This is a genomic window from Streptomyces sp. NPDC127092 (genome assembly GCF_042722475.1).
Lineage (GTDB): Bacteria > Actinomycetota > Actinomycetes > Streptomycetales > Streptomycetaceae > Streptomyces.
The window spans coordinates 63,120-85,160 of record NZ_JBHXFE010000037.1 but is presented as its reverse complement, the minus strand read 5'-3'; the positions used below and the strand labels follow the sequence as shown (position 1 = coordinate 85,160).

At 72.1% G+C, this 22,041-nt stretch carries 15 protein-coding genes; 11 read left to right on the top strand and 4 right to left on the bottom strand.

Features of this window, described 5'->3' with window-relative positions:
- Positions 1–26 precede the first annotated feature (26 nt).
- Together ACFWJO_RS27275 and hflX are read left to right on the top strand one after the other, a co-directional pair.
- Positions 27–1,703, top strand: a complete 1,677-nt coding sequence (locus ACFWJO_RS27275) for a M1 family aminopeptidase (protein WP_386869217.1) — start codon at positions 27–29, stop codon at positions 1,701–1,703.
- A 121-nt stretch (positions 1,704–1,824) separates the two neighbouring features.
- On the top strand, positions 1,825–3,318 hold the full coding sequence (gene hflX, locus ACFWJO_RS27270; RefSeq protein WP_386869215.1) for a GTPase HflX: 1,494 nt from the start codon (positions 1,825–1,827) through the stop codon (positions 3,316–3,318).
- Between the two features lie 223 nt (positions 3,319–3,541).
- Here hflX and ACFWJO_RS27265 read toward each other — a convergent pair whose 3' ends face one another.
- Together ACFWJO_RS27265 and ACFWJO_RS27260 are read right to left on the bottom strand one after the other, a co-directional pair.
- On the bottom strand, positions 3,542–4,726 hold the full coding sequence (locus ACFWJO_RS27265) for a trypsin-like serine peptidase (RefSeq protein WP_386869213.1): 1,185 nt from the start codon (positions 4,724–4,726) through the stop codon (positions 3,542–3,544).
- Positions 4,727–4,916: 190 nt separating this feature from the next.
- Positions 4,917–6,092, bottom strand: coding sequence for a trypsin-like serine peptidase (locus ACFWJO_RS27260; protein WP_386869211.1), 1,176 nt, complete (start codon positions 6,090–6,092; stop codon positions 4,917–4,919).
- A gap of 320 nt (positions 6,093–6,412) precedes the next feature.
- On the opposite strand from ACFWJO_RS27260, the gene ACFWJO_RS27255 reads away from it, so the two are divergent.
- From ACFWJO_RS27255 to ACFWJO_RS27235, 5 genes are all read left to right on the top strand, one after another.
- Positions 6,413–7,834, top strand: a complete 1,422-nt coding sequence (locus ACFWJO_RS27255; RefSeq protein ID WP_386869209.1) for a diaminobutyrate--2-oxoglutarate transaminase family protein — start codon at positions 6,413–6,415, stop codon at positions 7,832–7,834.
- Between the two features lie 49 nt (positions 7,835–7,883).
- Positions 7,884–9,944 (top strand): IucA/IucC family protein, encoded by a 2,061-nt coding sequence (locus ACFWJO_RS27250; RefSeq protein WP_386869207.1) that lies wholly within the window; start codon positions 7,884–7,886, stop codon positions 9,942–9,944.
- 77 nt (positions 9,945–10,021) lie between these two features.
- A complete protein-coding gene (locus tag ACFWJO_RS27245) occupies positions 10,022–10,732 on the top strand; it encodes a GNAT family N-acetyltransferase (RefSeq protein WP_386869205.1) in 711 nt (236 codons plus the stop codon).
- A gap of 61 nt (positions 10,733–10,793) precedes the next feature.
- The gene (locus tag ACFWJO_RS27240) at positions 10,794–12,614 is read left to right on the top strand and encodes an IucA/IucC family protein (RefSeq protein ID WP_386869203.1); all 1,821 of its coding nucleotides are present in this window, start codon (positions 10,794–10,796) and stop codon (positions 12,612–12,614) included.
- 50 nt (positions 12,615–12,664) lie between these two features.
- Positions 12,665–14,638, top strand: a complete 1,974-nt coding sequence (locus ACFWJO_RS27235) for an ATP-dependent DNA helicase (RefSeq protein ID WP_386869201.1) — start codon at positions 12,665–12,667, stop codon at positions 14,636–14,638.
- Positions 14,639–14,750: 112 nt separating this feature from the next.
- Here ACFWJO_RS27235 and lexA read toward each other — a convergent pair whose 3' ends face one another.
- Complete coding sequence (lexA, locus tag ACFWJO_RS27230) at positions 14,751–15,539, bottom strand: transcriptional repressor LexA (RefSeq protein ID WP_384415233.1); 789 nt, start codon at positions 15,537–15,539, stop codon at positions 14,751–14,753.
- A 537-nt stretch (positions 15,540–16,076) separates the two neighbouring features.
- Here lexA and nrdR point away from each other — a divergent pair.
- The 3 genes from nrdR to ACFWJO_RS27215 all read left to right on the top strand — a co-directional run bounded on the left by nrdR (position 16,077) and on the right by ACFWJO_RS27215 (position 20,507).
- Positions 16,077–16,586, top strand: a complete 510-nt coding sequence (nrdR, locus tag ACFWJO_RS27225) for a transcriptional regulator NrdR (protein WP_384415230.1) — start codon at positions 16,077–16,079, stop codon at positions 16,584–16,586.
- A gap of 176 nt (positions 16,587–16,762) precedes the next feature.
- Positions 16,763–19,651, top strand: a complete 2,889-nt coding sequence (locus ACFWJO_RS27220) for a vitamin B12-dependent ribonucleotide reductase (RefSeq protein WP_386869198.1) — start codon at positions 16,763–16,765, stop codon at positions 19,649–19,651.
- 175 nt (positions 19,652–19,826) lie between these two features.
- Positions 19,827–20,507, top strand: coding sequence for a DUF6215 domain-containing protein (locus ACFWJO_RS27215; protein ID WP_386869196.1), 681 nt, complete (start codon positions 19,827–19,829; stop codon positions 20,505–20,507).
- Between the two features lie 72 nt (positions 20,508–20,579).
- Here ACFWJO_RS27215 and ACFWJO_RS27210 read toward each other — a convergent pair whose 3' ends face one another.
- Positions 20,580–21,122: a TerD family protein gene (locus ACFWJO_RS27210; RefSeq protein ID WP_386869194.1), complete on the bottom strand. Its 543-nt coding sequence runs from the start codon at positions 21,120–21,122 to the stop codon at positions 20,580–20,582.
- Positions 21,123–21,208: 86 nt separating this feature from the next.
- Between ACFWJO_RS27210 and ACFWJO_RS27205 the strand changes: the two genes are divergently transcribed.
- Positions 21,209–22,027, top strand: a complete 819-nt coding sequence (locus ACFWJO_RS27205) for an arylamine N-acetyltransferase (protein WP_386869192.1) — start codon at positions 21,209–21,211, stop codon at positions 22,025–22,027.
- The last annotated feature ends 14 nt before the right edge of the window (positions 22,028–22,041 follow it).

Here is a 22,041-nt window from a genome sequence, read left to right as displayed (position 1 = left end):
GGCCCGGGCCCTGGTAGCGGTAGCCCATGCCGCTCCGCTCCCGCGCCTCCCGACCTGCCACCGAGCCCCCCGCCGACAGAGCCACCGAACCCGCAGCCGACAACGCCACCGAGCCCCCCGCCGACAGAGCCACCGAACCCGCAGCCGACAACGCCACCGAGGCCTCGGCCGACAACGCCACCGAGCCCTCGGCCGACAACGCCACTGAACTCTCCCGGGCCTCCCGGGCGACCCGTGAACCGTCTCCACGCGCGCGTGCCCTGCGTTCCGCCGTCCTCGTGGCCCTCTCCGCCGGACTCGTCGCCGCCGCCCTGCCCGGTCCCGCCCCGCTCGGCATCGGCGACCCGCTCTTCCCCCACCTGGGCAATCCCGGCTACGACGTCCTGACGTACGACATCGGCCTCACCTACACGGGCCGCAACACCGAACCGCTCGCCGGCGTCACCCGGATCCAGGCCCTCGCCGCCGACGACCTGCCGCGGATCAACCTCGACTTCACCCACGGCACCGTCTCCGCCGTCACCGTCGAGGGCGAACCGGCCGAGTGGGCGAGCAGCGGCGAGGACCTGGTGATCACCCCGGCCGAGCCGGTCGACCGCGGCGAGACCGTCGAGATCGCCGTCACCCACACCAGCGACCCGACGGGCCTCGCCGGCTCCGGCGGCTGGGTCCGCACCGGCGACGGCCTCGCCATGGCCAACCAGGCCGACGCCGCCCACCGGGTCTTCCCCTCCAACGACCACCCCTCCGACAAGGCGTTCTTCACCTTCCGGATCACCGCGCCCGACCGCTTCACCGCCGTCGCCAACGGCCTCTCCGAGAGCCGGCAGCGCCGCGAGGACGGCACTACCACCTGGACCTACCGCACGGCCCACCCCATGGCCACCGAGCTGGCCCAGGTCTCCATCGGCGAGTCGACCGTCGTCCACCGCGAGGGCCCGCACGGCCTGCCCGTGCGCGACGTGGTCCGCACCGCCGACCGGGAGCTGCTCGAACCCTGGCTGCGGCGCACGCCCGGCCACCTGGAGTGGATGGAGAGCCGGGTCGGCCCGTACCCCTTCGAGAACTACGGCGTCCTGATCGCCGACGCCGACACCGGCTTCGAGCTGGAGACCCAGACCCTCTCCCTCTTCGAGCGCGGCCTGTTCACCGAGCCGGGCTACCCCGCGTGGTACGTCGACTCGATCATGGTCCACGAGCTCGCCCACCAGTGGTTCGGCGACAGCGTCTCGCCGCGCACCTGGTCCGACCTGTGGCTCAACGAGGGACATGCCACCTGGTACGAGGCGACGTACGCGGAGGAGCACGGCGGGCCCACCCTGGAGCGCCGCATGAAGGCCGCGTACGCCGCCTCCGACCAGTGGCGCAGTGACGGCGGCCCGCCGGCCGCCCCGAAGCCGCCGAAGCCCGGTGAGAAGATCAGCCTCTTCCGGCCCGTCGTCTACGACGGCAGCGCCCTGGCGCTCTACGCGCTGCGCCACGAGATCGGCACCGAGGCCTTCGACCGGCTGGAGCGCCGCTGGGTCGCCGAGCACCAGGACGGCACCGCCACGACCGACGACTTCACGGCCCTGGCGGCCGAGGTGTCCGGGCGCGATCTCACCCGTTTCTTCGCCGACTGGCTGTACGGGCCGAAGACCCCGCCCATGCCCGGGCACCCGGACTGGCGCAGCCGGGCGCCGAAGGCCGGGAAACCGGGATGACGGGCCCGGCCGGGCCGTGTCACCATCTTCAGGTCGGCGGCGCGGCCGGGCGGCGGGAATTCTTCCCGGGTGTCACGCGTTGTGATTGCCGTAACGGATTTCTCTTCGACGTAAGGATCAAATGACCTCCTCTTCATCCCCTTCCCAGGACAAGCAGAGCTTCGCGGAGACCAGCCGCACCGAGAGCCTTCGGGCCGATGCCCTGATGGAAGAGGACGTCGCCTGGAGCCACGAGATCGACGGAGAGCGGGACGGCGACCAGTTCGACCGCTCCGAGCGCGCGGCCCTGCGCCGTGTCGCCGGTCTCTCCACCGAGCTCGAGGACGTCACCGAGGTCGAGTACCGCCAGCTGCGCCTGGAGCGCGTCGTGCTGGTCGGTGTCTGGACTTCGGGGACGGTGCAGGACGCGGAGAACTCCCTCGCGGAGCTCGCGGCCCTCGCCGAGACGGCGGGTGCCCTCGTGCTCGACGGCGTGATCCAGCGTCGCGACAAGCCGGACCCGGCGACCTTCATCGGCTCGGGCAAGGCGCAGGAGCTGCGGGACATCGTCCTGGAGACCGGCGCCGACACCGTCGTCTGCGACGGTGAGCTCAGCCCCGGCCAGCTGATCGCCCTCGAGGACGTCGTCAAGGTGAAGGTGGTCGACCGGACCGCCCTCATCCTCGACATCTTCGCCCAGCACGCCAAGTCCCGAGAGGGCAAGGCGCAGGTCGCCCTGGCGCAGATGCAGTACATGCTGCCGCGCCTGCGCGGCTGGGGTCAGTCGCTGTCCCGTCAGATGGGTGGCGGCGGCGGTGGCGGCATGGCCACCCGTGGTCCCGGTGAGACCAAGATCGAGACCGACCGGCGTCGCATTCGCGAGAAGATGGCGAAGATGCGCCGGGAGATCGCCGAGATGAAGACCGGCCGCGACATCAAGCGGCAGGAGCGGCGCCGCAACAAGGTGCCGTCGGTCGCCATCGCCGGATACACCAACGCCGGCAAGTCGTCCCTGCTCAACCGCCTCACCGGCGCGGGCGTGCTGGTGGAGAACGCGCTGTTCGCCACCCTCGACCCGACCGTGCGGCGGGCCGAGACGCCCACCGGCCGGGTCTACACCCTGGCGGACACCGTCGGATTCGTCCGGCACCTGCCCCACCACCTGGTCGAGGCGTTCCGCTCCACGATGGAGGAGGTCGGCGACTCCGATCTCATCCTGCACGTGGTCGACGGCTCGCACCCGGCTCCGGAGGAGCAGCTGGCGGCCGTGCGCGAGGTGATTCGCGAGGTCGGTGCGGTCGACGTGCCGGAGATCGTCGTGATCAACAAGGCAGACGCGGCGGACCCGCTGGTGCTCCAGCGGCTGCTGCGGATCGAGAAGCGCTCCATCGCCGTCTCCGCCCGATCGGGCGCGGGCATCGAGGAGCTGCTCGGTCTGATCGACACCGAGCTGCCGCGGCCGAGTGTCGAGCTCGAGGTCCTCGTGCCGTACACGCACGGCGGGCTCGTCTCGCGGGTGCACGCCGAGGGCGAGGTGATCTCCGAGGAGCACACCCCGGAGGGCACTCTGCTCAAGGCGCGGGTGCACGAGGAACTGGCGGCGCTCCTCGCGCCGTACGTTCCGGCCGCGCACTGACGCGACGGCCGACGTCCTCAGGGCGTCGTCTTCGAGGCGCCGTCCCGGGGCGATGTCTTCAAGGCGACGTCCCCAGGCGATGTCTTTAAGGCGACGTCCCGGGGCGACCTCCTTCGGGGGGCGTCTTGCGGGTGACGACTTGTGGGGCGAATCCTGGGAATGAGGCCGCCGGTCGCCTCCGGTGGGGGGGACGGCCGGCGCCTTCGTCGTTTCTACGCCCAGGTCAGGCGAACTTCTTGCTGATCATCTCGTGGGCCGCCTTCGCGCCCCTGCCCAGCTGCGGTCCGGCCAGCCAGCCGTTGCTGCCGGCCGGGCCGATCGAGGTGTTCGACACCAGCGCCGTCTTGCCGTTCGGCAGCACGCGGAACCAGCCGCCGCCCGACGAACCGGCGGTCATCGTGCAGCCGATCCGGTACATGACCGGAGTCGCCGGGGCGGTGCTGAGCCGGGTCGCGCGGTCCAGGCACTTGTGCATGATCACGCCGTTGTACGGCGCGGCTCCCGGGTAGCCCCAGGCGCCGACCGTGCCGGCCTGCGCCGGCTGCGGGGCGGAGAAGTCGACCGGCAGGGCCACGCCCACCGTCTCCTCCAGGGACTTGCGGCCCTTCTGCGGCTGGACGTGCAGCACGGCGTAGTCGTACGGCCAGGCCTGGTTGGTGCCGCCGCCCTGGATCCACTCGCCGGAGGTCACGGCCCAGTCGGCCCAGTACTGGCCGTAGGGGTAGACCTCGTGCGGCTGCGCGTTGCGCAGGGCACCGGGCGTCTTGCCCTTGTCGTTGAAGGCGGGCGCGAACATGATGTTGCGGTACCAGCCGCCGCGCTTGCCCGCGTGCACGCAGTGCCCTGCGGTCCACACCAGGTTGGACTTCCCGGGGTGACGCGGGTCCTTCACGATCGTGCCGGAGCAGGCCATGTGGCCCTCGGGCGCGTCGAAGAAGATCTTGCCGACCGGAGCCGCGTTGCGGTGGTACGGGGTCTTCTCGCGCTGCGCGGTCACCGGCCGCGGCGTGGGGTCGCTGCCCCCGCTGGTCGCCTGCGTCGCGATGGTCTGGTCGGGGCTCTTCGCGGACTGCATCCGCTCGGTGTCCCAGAGACCGTCGATCACCGGGTTGACGAAGTCCTCGGCCTCACGGAGCCAGGTCGCCTGGTCCCAGTTCTTCCACTCGCCGTTCTTCCACTTGTCGACGTCGACGCCGTGCTTCTTCAGCTTGTCGGCGAAGCCCTTCGACAGGTCGGAGACGTCGGTGCCGGAGCCGCCGTCGGCGGGGCTCGCGGTGGCGCTGGCGGTGGTGCCGGCGGGCTTGTCCGCCGACTGGTCCTCCGTGGGGCCGCAGGCGGTCGCGGTCAGCGCGAGAGCGAGCGCCGCCGCCACGCCGGACACGGCGGGCAGGAGTCGTATGGAACGCATGAAGTGGTGTCCCCCTGGGGTGTTCGCACGTCCTCCGGACGGACGGCCGGCGATGGCCGCCACCGATGGCCTTGCCATGGACGCGTCACTTGCAAGTGCACAGTATGCACGGCCCGTTCGGGCGGGACCGCACGGGTCCCGCCCGAACCGCCGAAGCGAACTGTCGATTCGCCTGCTTCTGGTTCGCGAACTACTGGTTCGCGTACTTCTTGCTCACGCCCTCGTAGAGGGACTTCGCCTCGGCGCCGAGCCGGGGACCGGCCAGCCAGCCCGCCGTCACCGGGCCGATCGAGGTGTTGGACACCAGCGCCGGCTTGCCGTCCTGGCCGGTGGCCACCCAGCCGCCGCCCGACGAACCGCCGGTCATGGTGCAGCCGATCCGGTACATCGTCGGCTGCTCGGCCTTCACCGAGAGACGGCCCGGCTTGTCCGTGCACTGGAACATCTTCTGGCCGTCGAACGGCTTGCCCGCCGGGTAACCGGTCGCCGTCATGCTCGCGATCTTCGGCACCGCCGGGGCGTTGAACTCGACCGGGAGCGCCGAACCGACCGTCTCCTCCAGCGACTTGCCGGTGGAGCCCTTCTCCGGCGTCACGTGCAGCACCGCGAAGTCGTACGGGGCACCCTTGCCGCCCGTCTGACCGCCCTGGTCGATCCACTGCTGCGAGGTCTGCGCCCAGTCGCTCCACCACACGCCGTACGGAGCGATCTCCTCGCGGGTCGCGTTCTCCAGAGCGGCGGTCGGCCGGCCCTTGTCGTTGTAGGACGGCACGAAGGCGATGTTGCGGTACCAGCCGCCCTTCTTGCCCGCGTGGACGCAGTGCCCGGCCGTCCAGACCATGTTGGACTTGCCCGGGTGCGCGGGGTCCTGCACGACCGTCGCCGAGCAGACCATCGAGCCCTCGGGACCGTCGAAGAAGACCTTGCCGGACGCCGGCGAGGTCGAGTGGTACGGCGGCTGCACGGCCTTCGCGGCCACCGCGGCCGGCGTCGGGTCGGTCACGCCCTTGTCACCGGAGATGTCCTCCTCCTCGACCGGCTTGTCGGGACGCTCGGCGTCCCGCATCCGGTCCGGGTCCCAGAGGTCCTCGATGATCGGGTTGACGAAGTCCTTCGCCTCACGCAGCCACTTGTCCCGGTCCCAGTTCTTCCACTCGCCGTTCCGCCACTTGTCGACGTCGATCCCGTGCTCCTTCAGACGGTCCTTCAGGTCGTCCGGAATCGTGATCTTGTCGCCGGTCGACGGCGTCGCGGCGCTGGGCTTGTCACCCCCCGCGTTGTCCTCGGTCGGACCGCAGGCAGTCGCCGTCAGCGTCAGCGCCGCGACGGCGGACGCTGCGGCCAGCAGCGGACGAATCGATCGCATCTCGTGATCCCCCTGGGACTACGTCAACTTGTGCATCAGTGAACAGCAGTGACGTGGACACCCACGTCACATGAAGCCCCCACTATGCCGGTGCCGGAGGGGACGGTACGACGCAGGTCCGCGGTTCCGGCCCCCGACCAGCCGTTGCCGTGCCGTGATCCGGGACACGCCAAGGAACTTGGCTCCCGCCCGTGATCCCCGGCAGGCCCCGTCGTTGGTACGTACGGGGGACGCAGCGGCAGCTTTCAGGACGCCCCTCCGGGCGGCCCTGCAACGTACCGATGTGCAACGCAACCGTTACAGCGGGAGGACGACGAGCCGTGGCCGTGACCGAACCAGCTCCGGCCGTACCACCGGGCGCACGGGTCCGTGAGGACGCCCGCGCGACCGGAGAGGGAGGTGCCCACGAGGGCATCCTGCGCCGCCAGGCGCAGCGCGAATCCGCCGCGCGCACCTACGCGCGCTCGCTGCCGATCGTCCCCGTGCGGGCCAGGGGCCTCACCATCGAGGGCGCCGACGGCCGCCGTTACCTCGACTGCCTCTCCGGCGCGGGCACCCTCGCGCTCGGGCACAACCACCCGGTCGTCCTGGAAGCCGTCCGCAAGGTCCTCGACTCGGGCGCCCCGCTGCACGTCCTGGACCTCGCCACCCCCGTCAAGGACGCCTTCGTCACCGAGCTGTTCGCCACCCTGCCCGCGAAGCTCGCCGCCGACGCCCGCATCCAGTTCTGCGGACCCGCCGGCACCGACGCCGTCGAGGCCGCCCTCAAACTCGTCCGCACCGCCACCGGCCGGCGCGGCGTCCTCGCCTTCAGCGGCGCCTACCACGGCATGACCACCGGCGCCCTCGACGTCTCCGGCGGCGCCGACGACGTCCGCGTCGCCCGGCTGCCCTACCCGCGGAACTACCGCTGCCCCTTCGGCGTCGGCGGGGAGCGCGGCGCCGAACTGGCCGCCCGCTGGACCGAGACCGTGCTCGACGACCCCAAGAGCGGCGTCCCCGCACCCGCCGGCATGATCCTCGAACCCGTCCAGGGCGAGGGCGGTGTCATCCCCGCCCCGGACAGCTGGCTGCGCCGCATGCGGGAACTCACCGAGGCCCGCTCCATCCCGCTGATCGCCGACGAGATCCAGACCGGCGTCGGCCGCACCGGCGCCTTCTGGGCGGTCGACCACAGCGGGATCGTCCCCGACGTGATGGTGCTGTCCAAGGCCATCGGGGGCTCTCTCCCGCTCGCCGTCGTCGTCTACCGCTCCGAGCTCGACGCCTGGGAACCCGGCGCCCACGCCGGAACCTTCCGCGGCAACCAGCTCGCCATGGCAGCGGGCGCCGCCACCCTCGCGTACGTACGGGAGAACGGGCTGGCCGAACGCGCCGGCACCCTCGGCGCCCGCATGCTCGGACAGCTCCAGGGCCTCGCCGCCACGCACCCCTGCATCGGCGACGTCCGCGGCCGCGGACTGATGCTCGGCGTCGAACTCGTCGACCCGGAAGCCGGGAGCACCGGCCCCGGCGACCTCGCCCCGCCGCCCGACCCCGAGCTCGCGGGCGAGGTCCAGCGCCAGTGCCTGGACCGCGGCCTCATCGTCGAGCTGGGCGGCCGGCACAACGCCGTCGTCCGGCTGCTTCCCCCGCTCACCCTCACCGACGAGCAGGCGGCCGCCGTCCTCGACCGCTTCGCCGACGCCCTGGCCGCGGCCGAACGGGCCCACCGGACCCGCCCGTCCGGGCCGTCCCGCTGAACCCGGACCGACCCCGCCCGGCCCCTTCCCCCCTCCCAAGGAAGCCTCCGTGAACCCCACCCCCGCCTCCGCCGAGACGACCGGAACCGCCGCCGCCACGGCCACCGTCCTCGCCGCCGTCGACGGCCCTCCGACCGCCGCCGCCACGGCCGACGGCCCGTCGACCGCCGAACCCACCGTGCCCCGCCAGTACCCCGGCCCCCACGCCGGCCCCCACGCCCAGCCCCAGGCCTCAGCCCAGGTCTCAGCCCAGGCCTCAGCCCACGCCGCACCCTCCGCCGGCCCGCAGCCGGTCGCCGCGCCCGGTCCCGCGGCGCCTAGCCCCGCCGCCGCGCCCGGCCCCACCGCGCCCGGCCCCGCCGCCGCGCCCGGCCCCGACCCGCTGGACGACCCCGACCCCGCGCGGGCCGCCGACAGCGCCGCCGTCGAGAACCTGCTGCGCTGCTGGGTACGGGAGAAGAACCTCCCCGCACCCGAGCCGGCCGCGCCGGGCACTGCCACGACCCTGCGCATCCCGCTCGACGCCAGCGGCACCGCCCTCCTCGTCCCCGTCCGCCACTGGTCGCCCACCGGCTGGCACCGCTTCGGAGCCCCCGCCCTCGAAGGCCTCCCCGCCACCGCCCCGGCCGTCGACGCCGTCACCCTTGCCGCCCTGCTCAGCCGCGAGACCGGCCGCTCCGAGGCCACCGAACTCGTCGGCCGGGTCGCCGACTCGGCCCGCCGCACCGCCGACTTCATCGCCGAGCGCCGCCGCGACCCACGGCCCGCCCCCGAGGCCGACCTCTTCCTCACCGCCGAGCAGTCCCTGCTCCTCGGCCATCCGCTCCACCCCACGCCCAAGAGCCGCGAAGGACTCTCCGAGGCCGAGGCCCGGCTCTACTCGCCCGAACTGCACGGCTCCTTCCCTCTCCACTGGATGGCCGTCGACCACACCGTCCTCGCCACCGACTCCGCCTGGACCGAACAGGGCCGCCCGGTCGCCGCCGCCCAGCTCACCGCCGGCCTCGCCGACGGCCTCGAACTCCCCGCCGGCACCGCCGCCCTGCCGCTCCACCCCTGGCAGGCCCGCGAACTCCGGCACCGCCCCGCCGTCGCCGCCCTCCTCGACGCCGGACTCCTCCACGACCTCGGCCCCCACGGCAGCCGCTGGCACCCCACCTCCTCCGTCCGCACCGTGCACCGTCCCGGCGCCCGCGCCATGCTCAAGCTCTCCCTCGGCGTCCGGATCACCAACTCCCGCCGCGAGAACCTGCGCAAGGAACTCCACCGCGGCGTCGAGGTGCACCGCCTGCTGCGCACCGGCCTCGTCGACCAGTGGCAGGCCGCCCACCCGAGCTTCGACATCGTCCGCGACCCGGCCTGGCTCGCCGTCGACACCCCCGACGGCCTGCCCGTCCCCGGACTCGACGTCATGATCCGGCACAACCCCTTCACCGCCGGGGACGACGCCGTCTGCCTGGCCGCGCTCACCGCCCCGCGCCCCTGGCCCGGCTCCGCCCGGATGCGCTCGCGCCTGGCCGAACTCGTCCTCCGTCTCGCCGCCCGCACCGGCCGCCCCACCACCGCCGTCGCCACCGAGTGGTTCCTGCGCTACCTCGACCTCGTGGTCCGCCCGGTGCTGTGGCTCGACGGCCACGCCGGCGTCGCCCTGGAGGCCCACCAGCAGAACACCCTGGTCCTGCTCGACGCCGAGGGCTGGCCCGTCGGCGGCCGCTACCGCGACAACCAGGGCTACTACTTCCGCGAGTCCCGCCGCGACGAGCTGGAGAGCCGCCTCCCCGGAATCGGCCGCGCCAGCGACACCTTCGTCTCCGACCAGGTCACCGACGAGCGCTTCGCCTACTACCTCGGCATCAACAACGTCCTCGGCCTCATCGGAGCCTTCGGCTCCCAGCACCTCGCCGACGAGCGCGTCCTGCTCGCCGCCCTGCGCCGCTTCCTCACCGGCGCGACCGGCCTCGGCTCCCCGCTGCCGCACCGGCTCCTGGAAGCCGCGACCCTGCGCTGCAAGGCCAACCTCCTCACCCGGCTGCACGGCCTCGACGAGCTCGTCGGCCCCGTCGACACCCAGTCCGTCTACGTCACCGTCATCAACCCCCTCCGATCCTGATCCACCGCCGGGAACCACCCCGGCCGACCCCGTCCCGTCCGACCACCGACCACCGACCGCCGAGAGGAGAGCGCCCCGTGCCTCCCACCGAAGCGCGCCCCGGCAGCACGACCCCGCCCGGCGCCGACCGGAGCCCCGACGACACCCTCGACCTGCACCTGCCCGGGGAACTCGTCGCTCTGCTCTCCGCGGACGAACAGAGCCAGAGCGCCGAGGGCGACCTCCTCGACGACCTGGCCGGCTGGCAGCCGGCCGTCACCCCGGTCGGCCGCTTCCGTCTCGTCCCGGTCCGGCTCGACCGCGACCTGCCGCTGCTGACGCGCTGGATGAACGACCCCGCCGTGGCGGCCTTCTGGGAGCTCCAGGGCCCCGAGAGCGTCACCGCCGAGCACCTCCGCGCCCAACTCGACGGCGACGGCCGCAGCGTGCCCTGCCTCGGCGTGCTCGACTCCACGCCCATGAGCTACTTCGAGATCTACCGCGCCGATCTCGACCCGCTCGCCCGTCACTACCCCGCGCGCCCTCACGACACCGGCATCCACCTCCTCATCGGCGGCGTCGCCGACCGCGGCCGCGGCGTCGGCACCGCCCTGATCCGGGCCGCCGCCGACCTCGTCCTCGACCACCGGCCCCGCTGCACCCGCGTCCTCGCCGAACCCGACCTGCGCAACACCCCCTCCGTAGCAGCCTTCCTCGGCGCCGGCTTCCGCCTCTCCGCGGAAGTCGACCTCCCCGACAAACGAGCCGCGCTCATGGTCCGCGACCGGGCCCTGCGTCACGTCCTCTGAACACCCCTCTGACTTACATACACCGCTCGACCCACAGCGGTTCCCACTCCGAGGAGTCCTCGTGTCGACGTCCCCTGCACCCCACGACTCCGCACGACCCGCACCGTCCGCGCCGCCCGTCCCGCCGGCCCTGCACAGCCCTCCGGAGCTCAATCCGGAGGCCTGGACCAGGGCCGGCGCCCGCCTCCTCGCCAAGGCCGTCGCCGAGTTCGCGTACGAGGAGATCGTCGAACCGCGGCCGGCCGACGGCCCCGGCCGCCACACCCTCACCCTCGACGACGGAGCCACCCTCGCCTTCACCGCCCGGCGCGGCGCCTACGGCGGCTGGCGGGTCGATCCCGGCTCCCTCACCCTCGACGGCGCACCCGCGACCGACCCCCTCGACTTCCTCGTCCGCGGCCGCCGGCTCCTCCGTCTCGACGGCGCGACCCTCGGCCACCTCGTCCGCGAGCTCACCACCACGCTCGCCGCCGACGCCCGGCTCGACCACACCGCCCTGCCCGCCGCCCAGCTCGCCGACCTCGGCTACGCGGAGCTCGAAGGCCACCAGACCGGCCACCCCTGGATCGTCGTCAACAAGGGCCGGATCGGTTTCTCCGCCCCCGACGCGGCCCGCTGGGCCCCCGAGGCCCGCCGCCCCGCCCGGCTGCCGTGGATCGCCGTCAGCAGCCGCATGGCCGCCTACCGCGGAGTCCCCGGCCTCGACACCCCCGACCTGCTCTACGACCGGGAGCTCGACCCCGAGGTCCGCGAGGGCTTCCGCACCGCGCTGCGCGCCCGCGGCCTCGACCCGGACGGCTACCTCCTGCTGCCCGTACACCCCTGGCAGTGGGACGAGGTCCTGCTCCCGCTCTTCGCCCCGGCGATCGCCTCCGGGGCCGTGGTCCCGCTGCCCGCCGACGGCGACCTCCGGCTGCCGCAGCAGTCCGTCCGTACCTTCCTCAACACCACCCGGCCCGACCGGCACACCGTCAAGCTGCCGCTCTCCGTCCTGAACACCCTCGTCTGGCGCGGTCTGCCCACCGAGCGGACCCTCGCCGCCCCCGCCGTCACCGCCTGGGTCCACGGCCTGCGCGACGCCGACCCCTTCCTGCGCCAGGAATGCGGCGTGATCCTGCTCGGCGAGGTCGCCTCCGTCACCGTGGAGCACCCGCTCTACGACCGGCTGCCGGAGGTGCCGTACCAGTACAAGGAACTCCTCGGCGCGATCTGGCGCGAACCGCTGCGGCTGCCGCCGGGCGAGCGCGCCCGCACCCTCGCCTCGCTGCTGCACACCGACCCCGAGGGCCGGGCCTTCGTCGCCGAGCTCGTCGACCGCTCGGGCCTCGCGCCCCGGGCCTGGCTCCAGCGCCTCTTCGCCGCCCTGCTGCCGCCGCTGCTGCACTTCCTCTACCAGTACGGCACGGTCTTCTCCCCGCACGGCGAGAACGCCATCGTCGTCTACGACGAGCAGGACGTGCCCGTCCGGCTGGCGATCAAGGACTTCGTCGACGACGTGAACGTCAGCGCCGTGCCGCTTCCGGAACACGACACGATGCCGGACGACGTCCGCGCCGTGCTCCTCACGGAGGAGCCCGACTTCCTCACCCAGTTCATCCATTCGGGCCTTTTCGTGGGCGTCTTCCGCTACCTGGCGCCGCTGTGCGAGGAGCAACTGGGCGTGCCGGAGGAGGAGTTCTGGACGCTCGTGCGCGCCGAGATCCTGCGCCACCAGGCCCGCTTCCCGGAGCTGAAGGAACGGTTCGAGCTGTTCGATCTCCTGGTGCCGCGGATCGAGCGGCTCTGTCTCAACCGCAACCGCCTCCACCTCGACGGCTACCGTGACCGCCCCGAGCGGCCCCACGCCGCCGTCCACGGCACCGTCCCGAACCCGCTCGCGTGACCGCCGGGACGGGACAGGCTGTCGGTGGTGCCCCGTAGGGTGGAAGGGCTATGACGAAGCCATCCCTCCCCGATCTCCTCCACGCCGCCGTGACCGCCGTCGGCGGTGTGGAGCGCCCCGGCCAGGTCACCATGGCCGAGGCCGTGGCCGAGGCCATCGACGACGGTTCCCACCTCCTCGTCCAGGCCGGCACCGGCACCGGTAAGTCCCTCGGCTATCTCGTGCCGGCCCTCGCGCAGGGCGAGCGGGTGGTGGTCGCGACGGCGACGCTGGCCCTGCAGCGCCAGCTCGTCGAGCGCGACCTGCCGCGGACGGTCGACGCGCTGCACCCGCAGCTGCGGCGCCGCCCCGAGTTCGCCATGCTCAAGGGCCGGTCGAACTATCTGTGTCTGCACCGTCTCCACGAGGGCGTGCCGCAGGACGAGGAGGAGGGCCTTTTCGACCCCTTCGAGGCGGCGGCCCCCACCAGCAAGCTCGGCCAGGACCTGCTGCGGCTGCGCGACTGGTCCGACGAGACCGAGACCGGTGACCGCGACGACCTCACGCCCGGCGTGTCCGACCGGGCCTGGGCCCAGGTCTCGGTCTCCTCGCGCGAATGCCTGGGCGCGAGCAAGTGCGCGTACGGGGCGGAGTGCTTCGCCGAGGCGGCCCGTGAGCGGGCCAAGCTGGCCGAGGTCGTCGTCACCAACCACGCGCTGCTCGCCATCGACGCGATCGAGGGCGCGCCGGTGCTGCCGCAGCACGAGGTGCTGATCGTCGACGAGGCCCACGAGCTGGTCTCCCGGGTGACCGGGGTCGCCACCGGCGAGCTCACGCCGGGCCAGGTGAACCGGGCGGTGCGCCGGGCGGCGAAGCTGGTCGACGAGAAGGTGGCCGACCAGCTGCAGACCGCCGCCGAGGGCTTCGAGAAGCTGATGGAGCTGGCGCTGCCGGGCCGCCTGGAGGAGATCCCCGAGGACCTCGGCTACGCGCTGATGGCGCTGCGCGACGCCTCCCGCGCGGTGATCACGTCCCTCGGCAACACCCGCGACCGCTCGGTGCAGGACGAGGACGCCGTCCGCAAGCAGGCACTCGCCTCCGTGGAGACCGTCCACGGCGTCGCGGAGCGGATCACGCAGGGCTCGGAGTGGGACGTCGTCTGGTACGAGAGGCACGACCGCTTCGGTGCCTCGCTGCGGGTCGCGCCGCTGAGCGTCTCGGGCCTGCTGCGGGAGAAGCTGTTCGCGGACCGTTCGGTGGTGCTGACCTCGGCCACCCTCAAGCTCGGCGGAGACTTCAACGGTGTGGGGGCCTCGCTGGGCCTGGCCCCCGAGGGCACGCAGGGCGAGGACCTGCCGGTCTGGAAGGGCATCGACGTCGGTTCGCCCTTCGACTATCCGAAGCAGGGCATCCTCTACGTCGCCAAGCACCTGAACCGGCCCGCGCGGGACGGTGAGCGCGGGGACATGCTGGACGAGCTGACCGAGCTGATGCAGGCCGCCGGCGGACGGACGCTGGGCCTGTTCTCCTCGATGCGCGCGGCCCAGCAGGCGGCCGAGGAGCTGCGCACGAGGATTCCCGAGCTGCCGATCCTGCTCCAGGGCGAGGACACCCTCGGCGAGCTGATCAAGAACTTCGCCGCCGACCCGAAGACCTGTCTGTTCGGCACGCTCTCGCTCTGGCAGGGCGTGGACGTTCCCGGGCCGAGCTGCCAGCTGGTCGTCATGGACAAGATCCCGTTCCCGCGCCCGGACGACCCGCTGATGAGCGCGCGCCAGAAGGCCGTCGAGGACGCCGGGGGCAATGGCTTCATGGCGGTGGCGGCGACCCACGCGGCGCTGCTGATGGCGCAGGGCGCCGGCCGTCTCGTACGGGCGACGGGGGACCGGGGTGTGGTCGCGGTGCTGGATCCGCGTCTCGCGACGGCCCGGTACGGCAGCTATCTGAAGGCCTCGCTGCCGGACTTCTGGTTCACGACGGACCGCAACCAGGTGCGGAAGTCGCTGGCGGCCATCGACGCGGCGGCCAAGGCCGCGGAGGCGTAGGGGAGAGAGGCGGAGGCGTCGGGAGAAGGGCGGTCCGGGGCCGGGCACAAAGCAGGGCCCCGGGACCGGCGCAGTGGGTCCCGGGGCCCGGTTCAGGGCCGACGAGGTGGGGTCACACCCGTCGCAGCACGGCGACGACCTTGCCGAGGATGGTGGCCTCGTCACCGGGGATCGGCTGGTACGCCGAGTTGTGGGGGAGCAGCCAGACGTGGCCGTCCTCGCGCTTGAAGCGCTTCACGGTGGCCTCGCCGTCGAGCATGGCGGCCACGATGTCACCGTTCTCGGCGACGGGCTGGCGGCGCACCGTGACCCAGTCGCCGTCGCAGATCGCGGCCTCGATCATGGAGTCGCCGACCACCTTCAGGACGAACAGCTCGCCGTCGCCCACGAGCTGCCGGGGCAGCGGGAAGACGTCCTCGACGGACTCCTCGGCCAGGATGGGGCCACCTGCCGCGATCCGGCCGACCAGGGGGACGTAGGAGGCGGCGGGCTTGCCGGTGGTGTCGGTCGGCTGGGTGCTGGGCTGGTCCGAGCCGCGGACCTCGTACGCCCGGGGCCGGTGCGGGTCGCGGCGCAGGAAGCCCTTGCGCTCGAGGGCCATGAGCTGGTGTGCCACGGAGGAGGTGCTGGAGAGGCCCACCGCCTGGCCGATCTCGCGCATCGACGGCGGGTAGCCTCGGCGCTGCACGGAGTCGCGGATGACCTCGATGACGCGCCGCTGGCGGTCGGTGAGGCCGGAGCTGTCGGCCCGGATGCCTGGAGGTCGTCCGGGAAGCGAGCGCGCGGGCCGGCCTGGCTCCTCCCCGCTCATGGCGGCGTCATTCATGGCATGCACCGGCTCGAGTCGGCCCTGGGCGCGGCCCTGGGCAGTGATGGTGGCACTGTCTGCGGTGGTGGTCACGTCGTCGGCCCCTCTCGAATGGTCTCCCTGGCTGGCACAACGGTAGTGGCTTTCGAAAGGTTGCGCCAAACACACGTTCGAGTGAAAATTCGCAGTTCGCCTTACGTGTACGTGCGAGCGGGTGTATATGCGGACCCCGGGTTCCTTCTCAAATCGGTCATTACGGTAACGTTCACCGCCGGACCGGCCGGGGCGTACCGGGGCCCGGCCCGCTGGACCGCCGGCGGGCGGACGGGTCGCCGAGGGTGCCCTCCCAGTCTGGCACCGGCCACCCCGGGATCCGCGCCGCCGCGCCCTTCCCGTACCCTCGTGGCCGGTCGCGGACGCCTCGCGGACCCGCCGGACGTGCGACACGCGCGTGGTGCCCGAAATGCCGACCAACCCAAGATCTAGTGGTTGTATGGCATCAGCCACCCACAAGTAGTGGTCCCCGGTCGGCCGGGGCAGCTCGGATCGCCTATGCTGGTGGTCGCTTCGCAGGGCCCTCAACGGCCGGGCGGGGCTATTCAGTCGTGCCGTGAGGGAGGGTCGGAACCAATGCACTGCCCCTTCTGCAGGCACCCCGACAGCCGCGTCGTCGACAGTCGTACGACCGACGACGGCACGTCGATCCGCCGCCGCCGCCAGTGCCCCGACTGCTCCCGTCGTTTCACGACCGTGGAGACGTGTTCGCTCATGGTGGTCAAGCGGTCCGGGGTCACCGAACCCTTCAGCCGTACCAAGGTCATCTCCGGCGTGCGCAAGGCGTGCCAGGGGCGGCCCGTCACCGAGGACGCCCTCGCCAAGCTCGGCCAGCGGGTCGAGGAGGCGGTGCGCGCCACCGGGAGTGCCGAGCTGACCACCCACGACGTGGGTCTGGCCATCCTCGGCCCGCTGCAGGAACTCGACCTCGTCGCGTACCTGCGCTTCGCGTCCGTGTACAAGGCTTTCGACAGCCTCGAAGACTTCGAGGCCGCCATCGCGGAGCTCCGCGAGCGGCCTCCCGCTGAGGGCGGCGGGCCCGGAGCGACCCCCGGGGTCCCCGTTCCCGCCACCGCCGCCGAGTAGACCGGCGGGCCGGACCGCGGAGGTCCGGCGACCGGCCGCCACGCGGCCCCACAAAACCTGCCCCGAGCGATCCGTGAGGCGTTCGCGGCAAGAGCACTACAGACAGCAGTACAGAAAACGGAGCCCCGGAATTTTCCGGGCGCTCCAGGGTGTTTTGCCCGTATATGGGAGGCGGCATGACAGAGACGGCGAGCGGTCCGGCACGTGGTTCCCGCGCCAAGGGAGCCAAGGCGGCGAGCAAGGGCCTGCGAATCGAACGCATCCACACCACCCCCGGCGTGCATCCGTACGACGAGGTGACCTGGGAGCGTCGTGACGTCGTCATGACCAACTGGCGCGACGGCTCGATCAACTTCGAGCAGCGCGGCGTCGAGTTCCCCGACTTCTGGTCGGTGAACGCGGTCAACATCGTCACCAGCAAGTACTTCCGCGGGGCCGTCGGCACCCCGCAGCGCGAGACCGGTCTCAAGCAGCTGATCGACCGGATCGTGAAGACCTACACGAAGGCCGGCGAGGACTACGGCTACTTCGCCTCGCCCGCCGACGCCGAGATCTTCGAGCACGAGCTGGCCTACGCCCTCCTGCACCAGATCTTCAGCTTCAACTCCCCGGTGTGGTTCAACGTCGGCACGCCGCAGCCCCAGCAGGTCTCCGCCTGCTTCATCCTGGCCGTCGACGACTCCATGGAGTCGATCCTCGACTGGTACAAGGAAGAGGGCATGATCTTCAAGGGCGGCTCCGGCGCCGGCCTGAACCTCTCCCGCATCCGCTCCTCCAAGGAGCTGCTCTCCTCCGGCGGCAACGCCTCCGGCCCGGTCTCCTTCATGCGCGGTGCCGACGCCTCGGCAGGAACGATCAAGTCGGGCGGCGCCACCCGCCGCGCCGCCAAGATGGTCATCCTCGACGTCGACCACCCCGACATCGAGGACTTCATCGAGACCAAGGTCAAGGAGGAGGAGAAGATCCGCGCCCTCCGCGACGCGGGCTTCGACATGGACCTGGGCGGCGACGACATCACGTCCGTCCAGTACCAGAACGCCAACAACTCCGTCCGTGTGAACGACGAGTTCATGAAGGCCGTCGAGGCCGGCGGCAAGTTCGGCCTGCGCGCCCGCATGACCGGCGAGGTCATCGAGGAGGTCGACGCCAAGGCGCTCTTCCGCAAGATGGCCGAGGCCGCGTGGGCCTGCGCCGACCCGGGCATCCAGTACGACGACACGATCAACCACTGGCACACCTGCCCCGAGTCCGGCCGCATCAACGGCTCGAACCCGTGCAGCGAGTACATGCACCTGGACAACACGTCCTGCAACCTCGCCTCGCTGAACCTGATGAAGTTCCTCAAGGACGACGGCAAGGGCAACCAGTCCTTCGACGTCGAGCGCTTCGCCAAGGTCGTCGAGCTCGTCATCACCGCGATGGACATCTCCATCTGCTTCGCCGACTTCCCCACCCAGAAGATCGGCGAGAACACCCGCGCCTTCCGCCAGCTCGGCATCGGCTACGCCAACCTCGGCGCCCTCCTCATGGCGACCGGCCACGCGTACGACTCCGACGGCGGCCGCGCCCTCGCCGGCGCCATCACCTCGCTGATGACGGGTACGTCGTACAAGCGCTCCGCCGAGCTGGCCGCGGTCGTCGGCCCGTACGACGGCTACGCGAAGAACGCCACCCCGCACCAGCGCGTCATGAAGCAGCACGCCGACGCCAACGACAAGGCCGTCCGCATGGACGACCTGGATACCCCGATCTGGGCCGCCGCCACGGAGGCCTGGCAGGACGTGATCCGCCTCGGCGAGAAGAACGGCTTCCGCAACTCCCAGGCCTCGGTCATCGCCCCGACCGGCACCATCGGTCTCGCGATGTCCTGCGACACCACCGGCCTCGAGCCCGACCTCGCCCTGGTCAAGTTCAAGAAGCTGGTCGGCGGCGGCTCGATGCAGATCGTCAACGGCACCGTCCCGCAGGCCCTGCGCCGCCTGGGTTACCAGGAGGAGCAGATCGAGGCGATCGTCGCCCACATCGCCGAGCACGGCAACGTGATCGACGCCCCCGGCCTGAAGACCGAGCACTACGAGGTCTTCGACTGCGCCATGGGCGAGCGCTCCATCTCCGCGATGGGCCACGTCCGCATGATGGCCGCCATCCAGCCCTGGATCTCGGGCGCCCTCTCGAAGACGGTCAACATGCCGGAGACGGCGACCGTCGAGGAGGTCGAGGAGATCTACTTCGAGGCGTGGAAGATGGGCGTCAAGGCGCTCGCGATCTACCGCGACAACTGCAAGGTCGGCCAGCCGCTCTCCGCCAAGAAGAAGGAGGACGAGAAGGCCGAGGTGACCGCGAAGACCGAGGCGACGATCCGCGAGGCCGTCGAGAAGGTCGTCGAGTACCGCCCGGTCCGCAAGCGCCTCCCGAAGGGCCGCCCGGGGATCACCACCTCCTTCACCGTCGGTGGCGCCGAGGGCTACATGACCGCCAACTCCTACCCGGACGACGGTCTCGGCGAGGTCTTCCTGAAGATGTCGAAGCAGGGCTCGACCCTCGCGGGCATGATGGACGCCTTCTCCATCGCGGTCTCGGTCGGCCTGCAGTACGGCGTGCCGCTGGAGACGTACGTCTCGAAGTTCACCAACATGCGCTTCGAGCCGGCCGGCATGACGGACGACCCGGACGTGCGGATGGCGCAGTCGATCGTCGACTACATCTTCCGCCGCCTGGCGCTCGACTTCCTGCCCTTCGAGACCCGCTCCGCCCTCGGCATCCACTCCGCCGAGGAGCGCCAGCGTCACCTGGAGACGGGCTCCTACGAGCCCGCCGACGACGAGGTCGACGTCGAGGGCCTGGCCCAGTCGGCGCCCCGCACCCAGGAGCTCAAGGCCGTCGCCGCCCCGGCGAAGGCCGAGGTCCCGGCGCCGAAGCAGGCCCACACCTCCGCGGAGCTCGTCGAGATGCAGCTCGGCATCAGCGCGGACGCCCCGCTCTGCTTCTCCTGCGGCACGAAGATGCAGCGCGCCGGCTCCTGCTACATCTGCGAGGGCTGCGGCTCGACCAGCGGTTGCAGCTGACCGTCCTGAGTGACACCTGACGGAGGGTGCCGTTCCCGGAAGCCGGGGGCGGCACCCTCCGTCGTGCCGCACCCCGGGCCGGCCCGTACGCCCGCCCGTACAGCCGCCCGCGCCTTCTCCTCCTCGCGGGTTAGGCTCTGCGGCGCGCGAACGGCGCGCTGAGCAGGGGGGAAACATGACGGAGCAGGTGGCGGCGGAGGCCAAGGGCCCGAGAGCCGGCGCGCAGGCGACGGCCGCGCTCGTGCTGGGGGCGGTCCTGGCGGGAGGGTTCTGGTACCTGGCGCAGAACGAGCAGGAGAGTGCCGCCGCGCGCGGACCGGCCGAGTGCCGGGCGTCCACCGGCAAGCTGCCAGCGACGTACGTCAACGGCACACGGCTGTGCCAGGCGCTCAACCGGCCGGACCTTCCGACGCTGCTCGGCACGCCGGGGGAGCAGGCGCAGAACGCGTGGGGGAACGACGGCGAGGATCCCACCGGCGGCAGGGCTCCCCGGCCCGAGGGCCAGGTCGGCCTCCCCACGTACTCGGTGCAGCTCAGCCTCTCGTACGACCGGATGCCGGTCGCCCGCCTCGGGCGGCTCCTCGGCGGTACGGAGCCCACGACGTTCCAGGGGCGCGCGGCGTTCCTCTACTCGGACCGCACGCTCGCCCTCAAGATCCCGCTCGGCGGCGGCAAGGCCGAGTCGGGCACCGGCGGCATCGCCCGGCACCTGGTGGTCGCCAGGGACGCCGAGGACGGCGGCGGTTCCTACGAGCTCGTCATCTGGCGCGAGGACCAGGGGATCCCGGACGACGCCGCGCTGCTGCGGGTCGCCGAACGGGTCCTGCCGACGGTTCCCGGCTGGGCGGGGAACTGACGGACGGGCGCGGTGCCGAGGGAAGGACCGGCCGCCGGGCGCCCGACGACCGCTCCCGGCAGGCTGCGGCGCTCAGGCGGGCCGCGCGCCCATCACGGTGCCGAAGGTGCTCGGATCGATGTCGAAGCCGCGGAGGAGGGGGCGGAAGTCCCACTCCTCGGAGGCGTCCGACGCGCCTTCGCGGACGAACTCCGCGACCGTCGCCGCCGTCGCGTCCGCCACGGACGCGAGGCCGTCGTCGAGCAGGTCGGTGTAGCCCTCGCGCACCCGGACGCCGGTCCGCGCCACCTGGCCGAACGTGAGCCGCCCACCGCCCTGCTGTACGGCCACGCCCACCACCACGCGCGCGTAGCGCGGCGCGAGCCTGGTGAGCTCCAGCGTCATCGACTCGTCGTAGCCGAGGCCCTGGCCCGTACGGCTGTCGCGGTGGAGGGTGATGGTGCCGTCGGGCGAGCGGCTGTCGAAGTGCACCAGATAGGCCGGAGGCCCGTACGGGGCGTCCGCCGTGTAGACGGCCGCGACGAGGTCCAGGTCGTGCGCGGGAGCACCGGCCGGGCTGGGATCCCACTTGAGCGAGACCTCGACCTTGCCGACCCCCTTGTTGAGCCCGCTCACCGTGAATCCCCTCTCTCCGTAAGGTTCCTGACGTGCGTTCATGGTGTCATGTGATCAACATGTCATCGGTCGAGGGGGAGTGCCGCATGTGGGGCGGGGAAGAGCTGGATCTGGACGCATATCTGGCGCGGATCGGGTACTCGGGGGAGCTCGCCCCCGATATCGCGACCCTGCGCGCCGTGCACCGGGCGCACGTGGAGGCGATCCCCTTCGAGAACCTGGACGTGGCACTCGGGCGCCGGATCGACCTGGACCTCAAGAGCCTCCAGGCCAAGCTCGTCGCCCGCCGTCGCGGCGGCTACTGCTACGAGCAGAACTCGCTGCTCGCCGCGGCCCTGGAACGGATCGGTTTCGAGGTCGCGGGGCGCGGCGCCCGTAACCGGAGCCGGGGTGACGCACTGACGCCGATCACCCACGCGGTGCTCGTCGTCACCGTGGGCGGCGAGCAGTGGCTCGCGGACGCCGGCTTCGGCTGGCAGGGGCCGCTGGAGCCGGTGCCGCTCGCCGACGGCGCGCGCGTCGAGCAGGACGGCTGGGTCTTCGGCGTCGGCGTCGAGGCGGAGGGCGTCCACGTGCTGCGCGCGCTTCGCCCGGAGGGGTGGACCGACCTCTACTCCTTCGCACCGCACACCCTGTTCCCCGTGGACTTCGAGCTCATGAACCACTACAGCTCCAGCCATCCCCGGTCGCGCTTCCTCGGCCAGGTGGTGGCCCATCTTCCGGGCGCGGCGGTGCGCCGGGCGCTGGTGCGCGACGGCCTGACCTCGGTACTCGTCGACGGATCGCGGGAGGAACGCCGGGTGGAGACGGAGGAGTTGACGGTCACCCTGGCCGAGGTCTTCGGGATCGAGGTGGACGAGGAGGAGGCCGCGGGTCTGGTGCGGGTGCACTCCGGCGAGGTCTGACGGCGCGCCCGTCC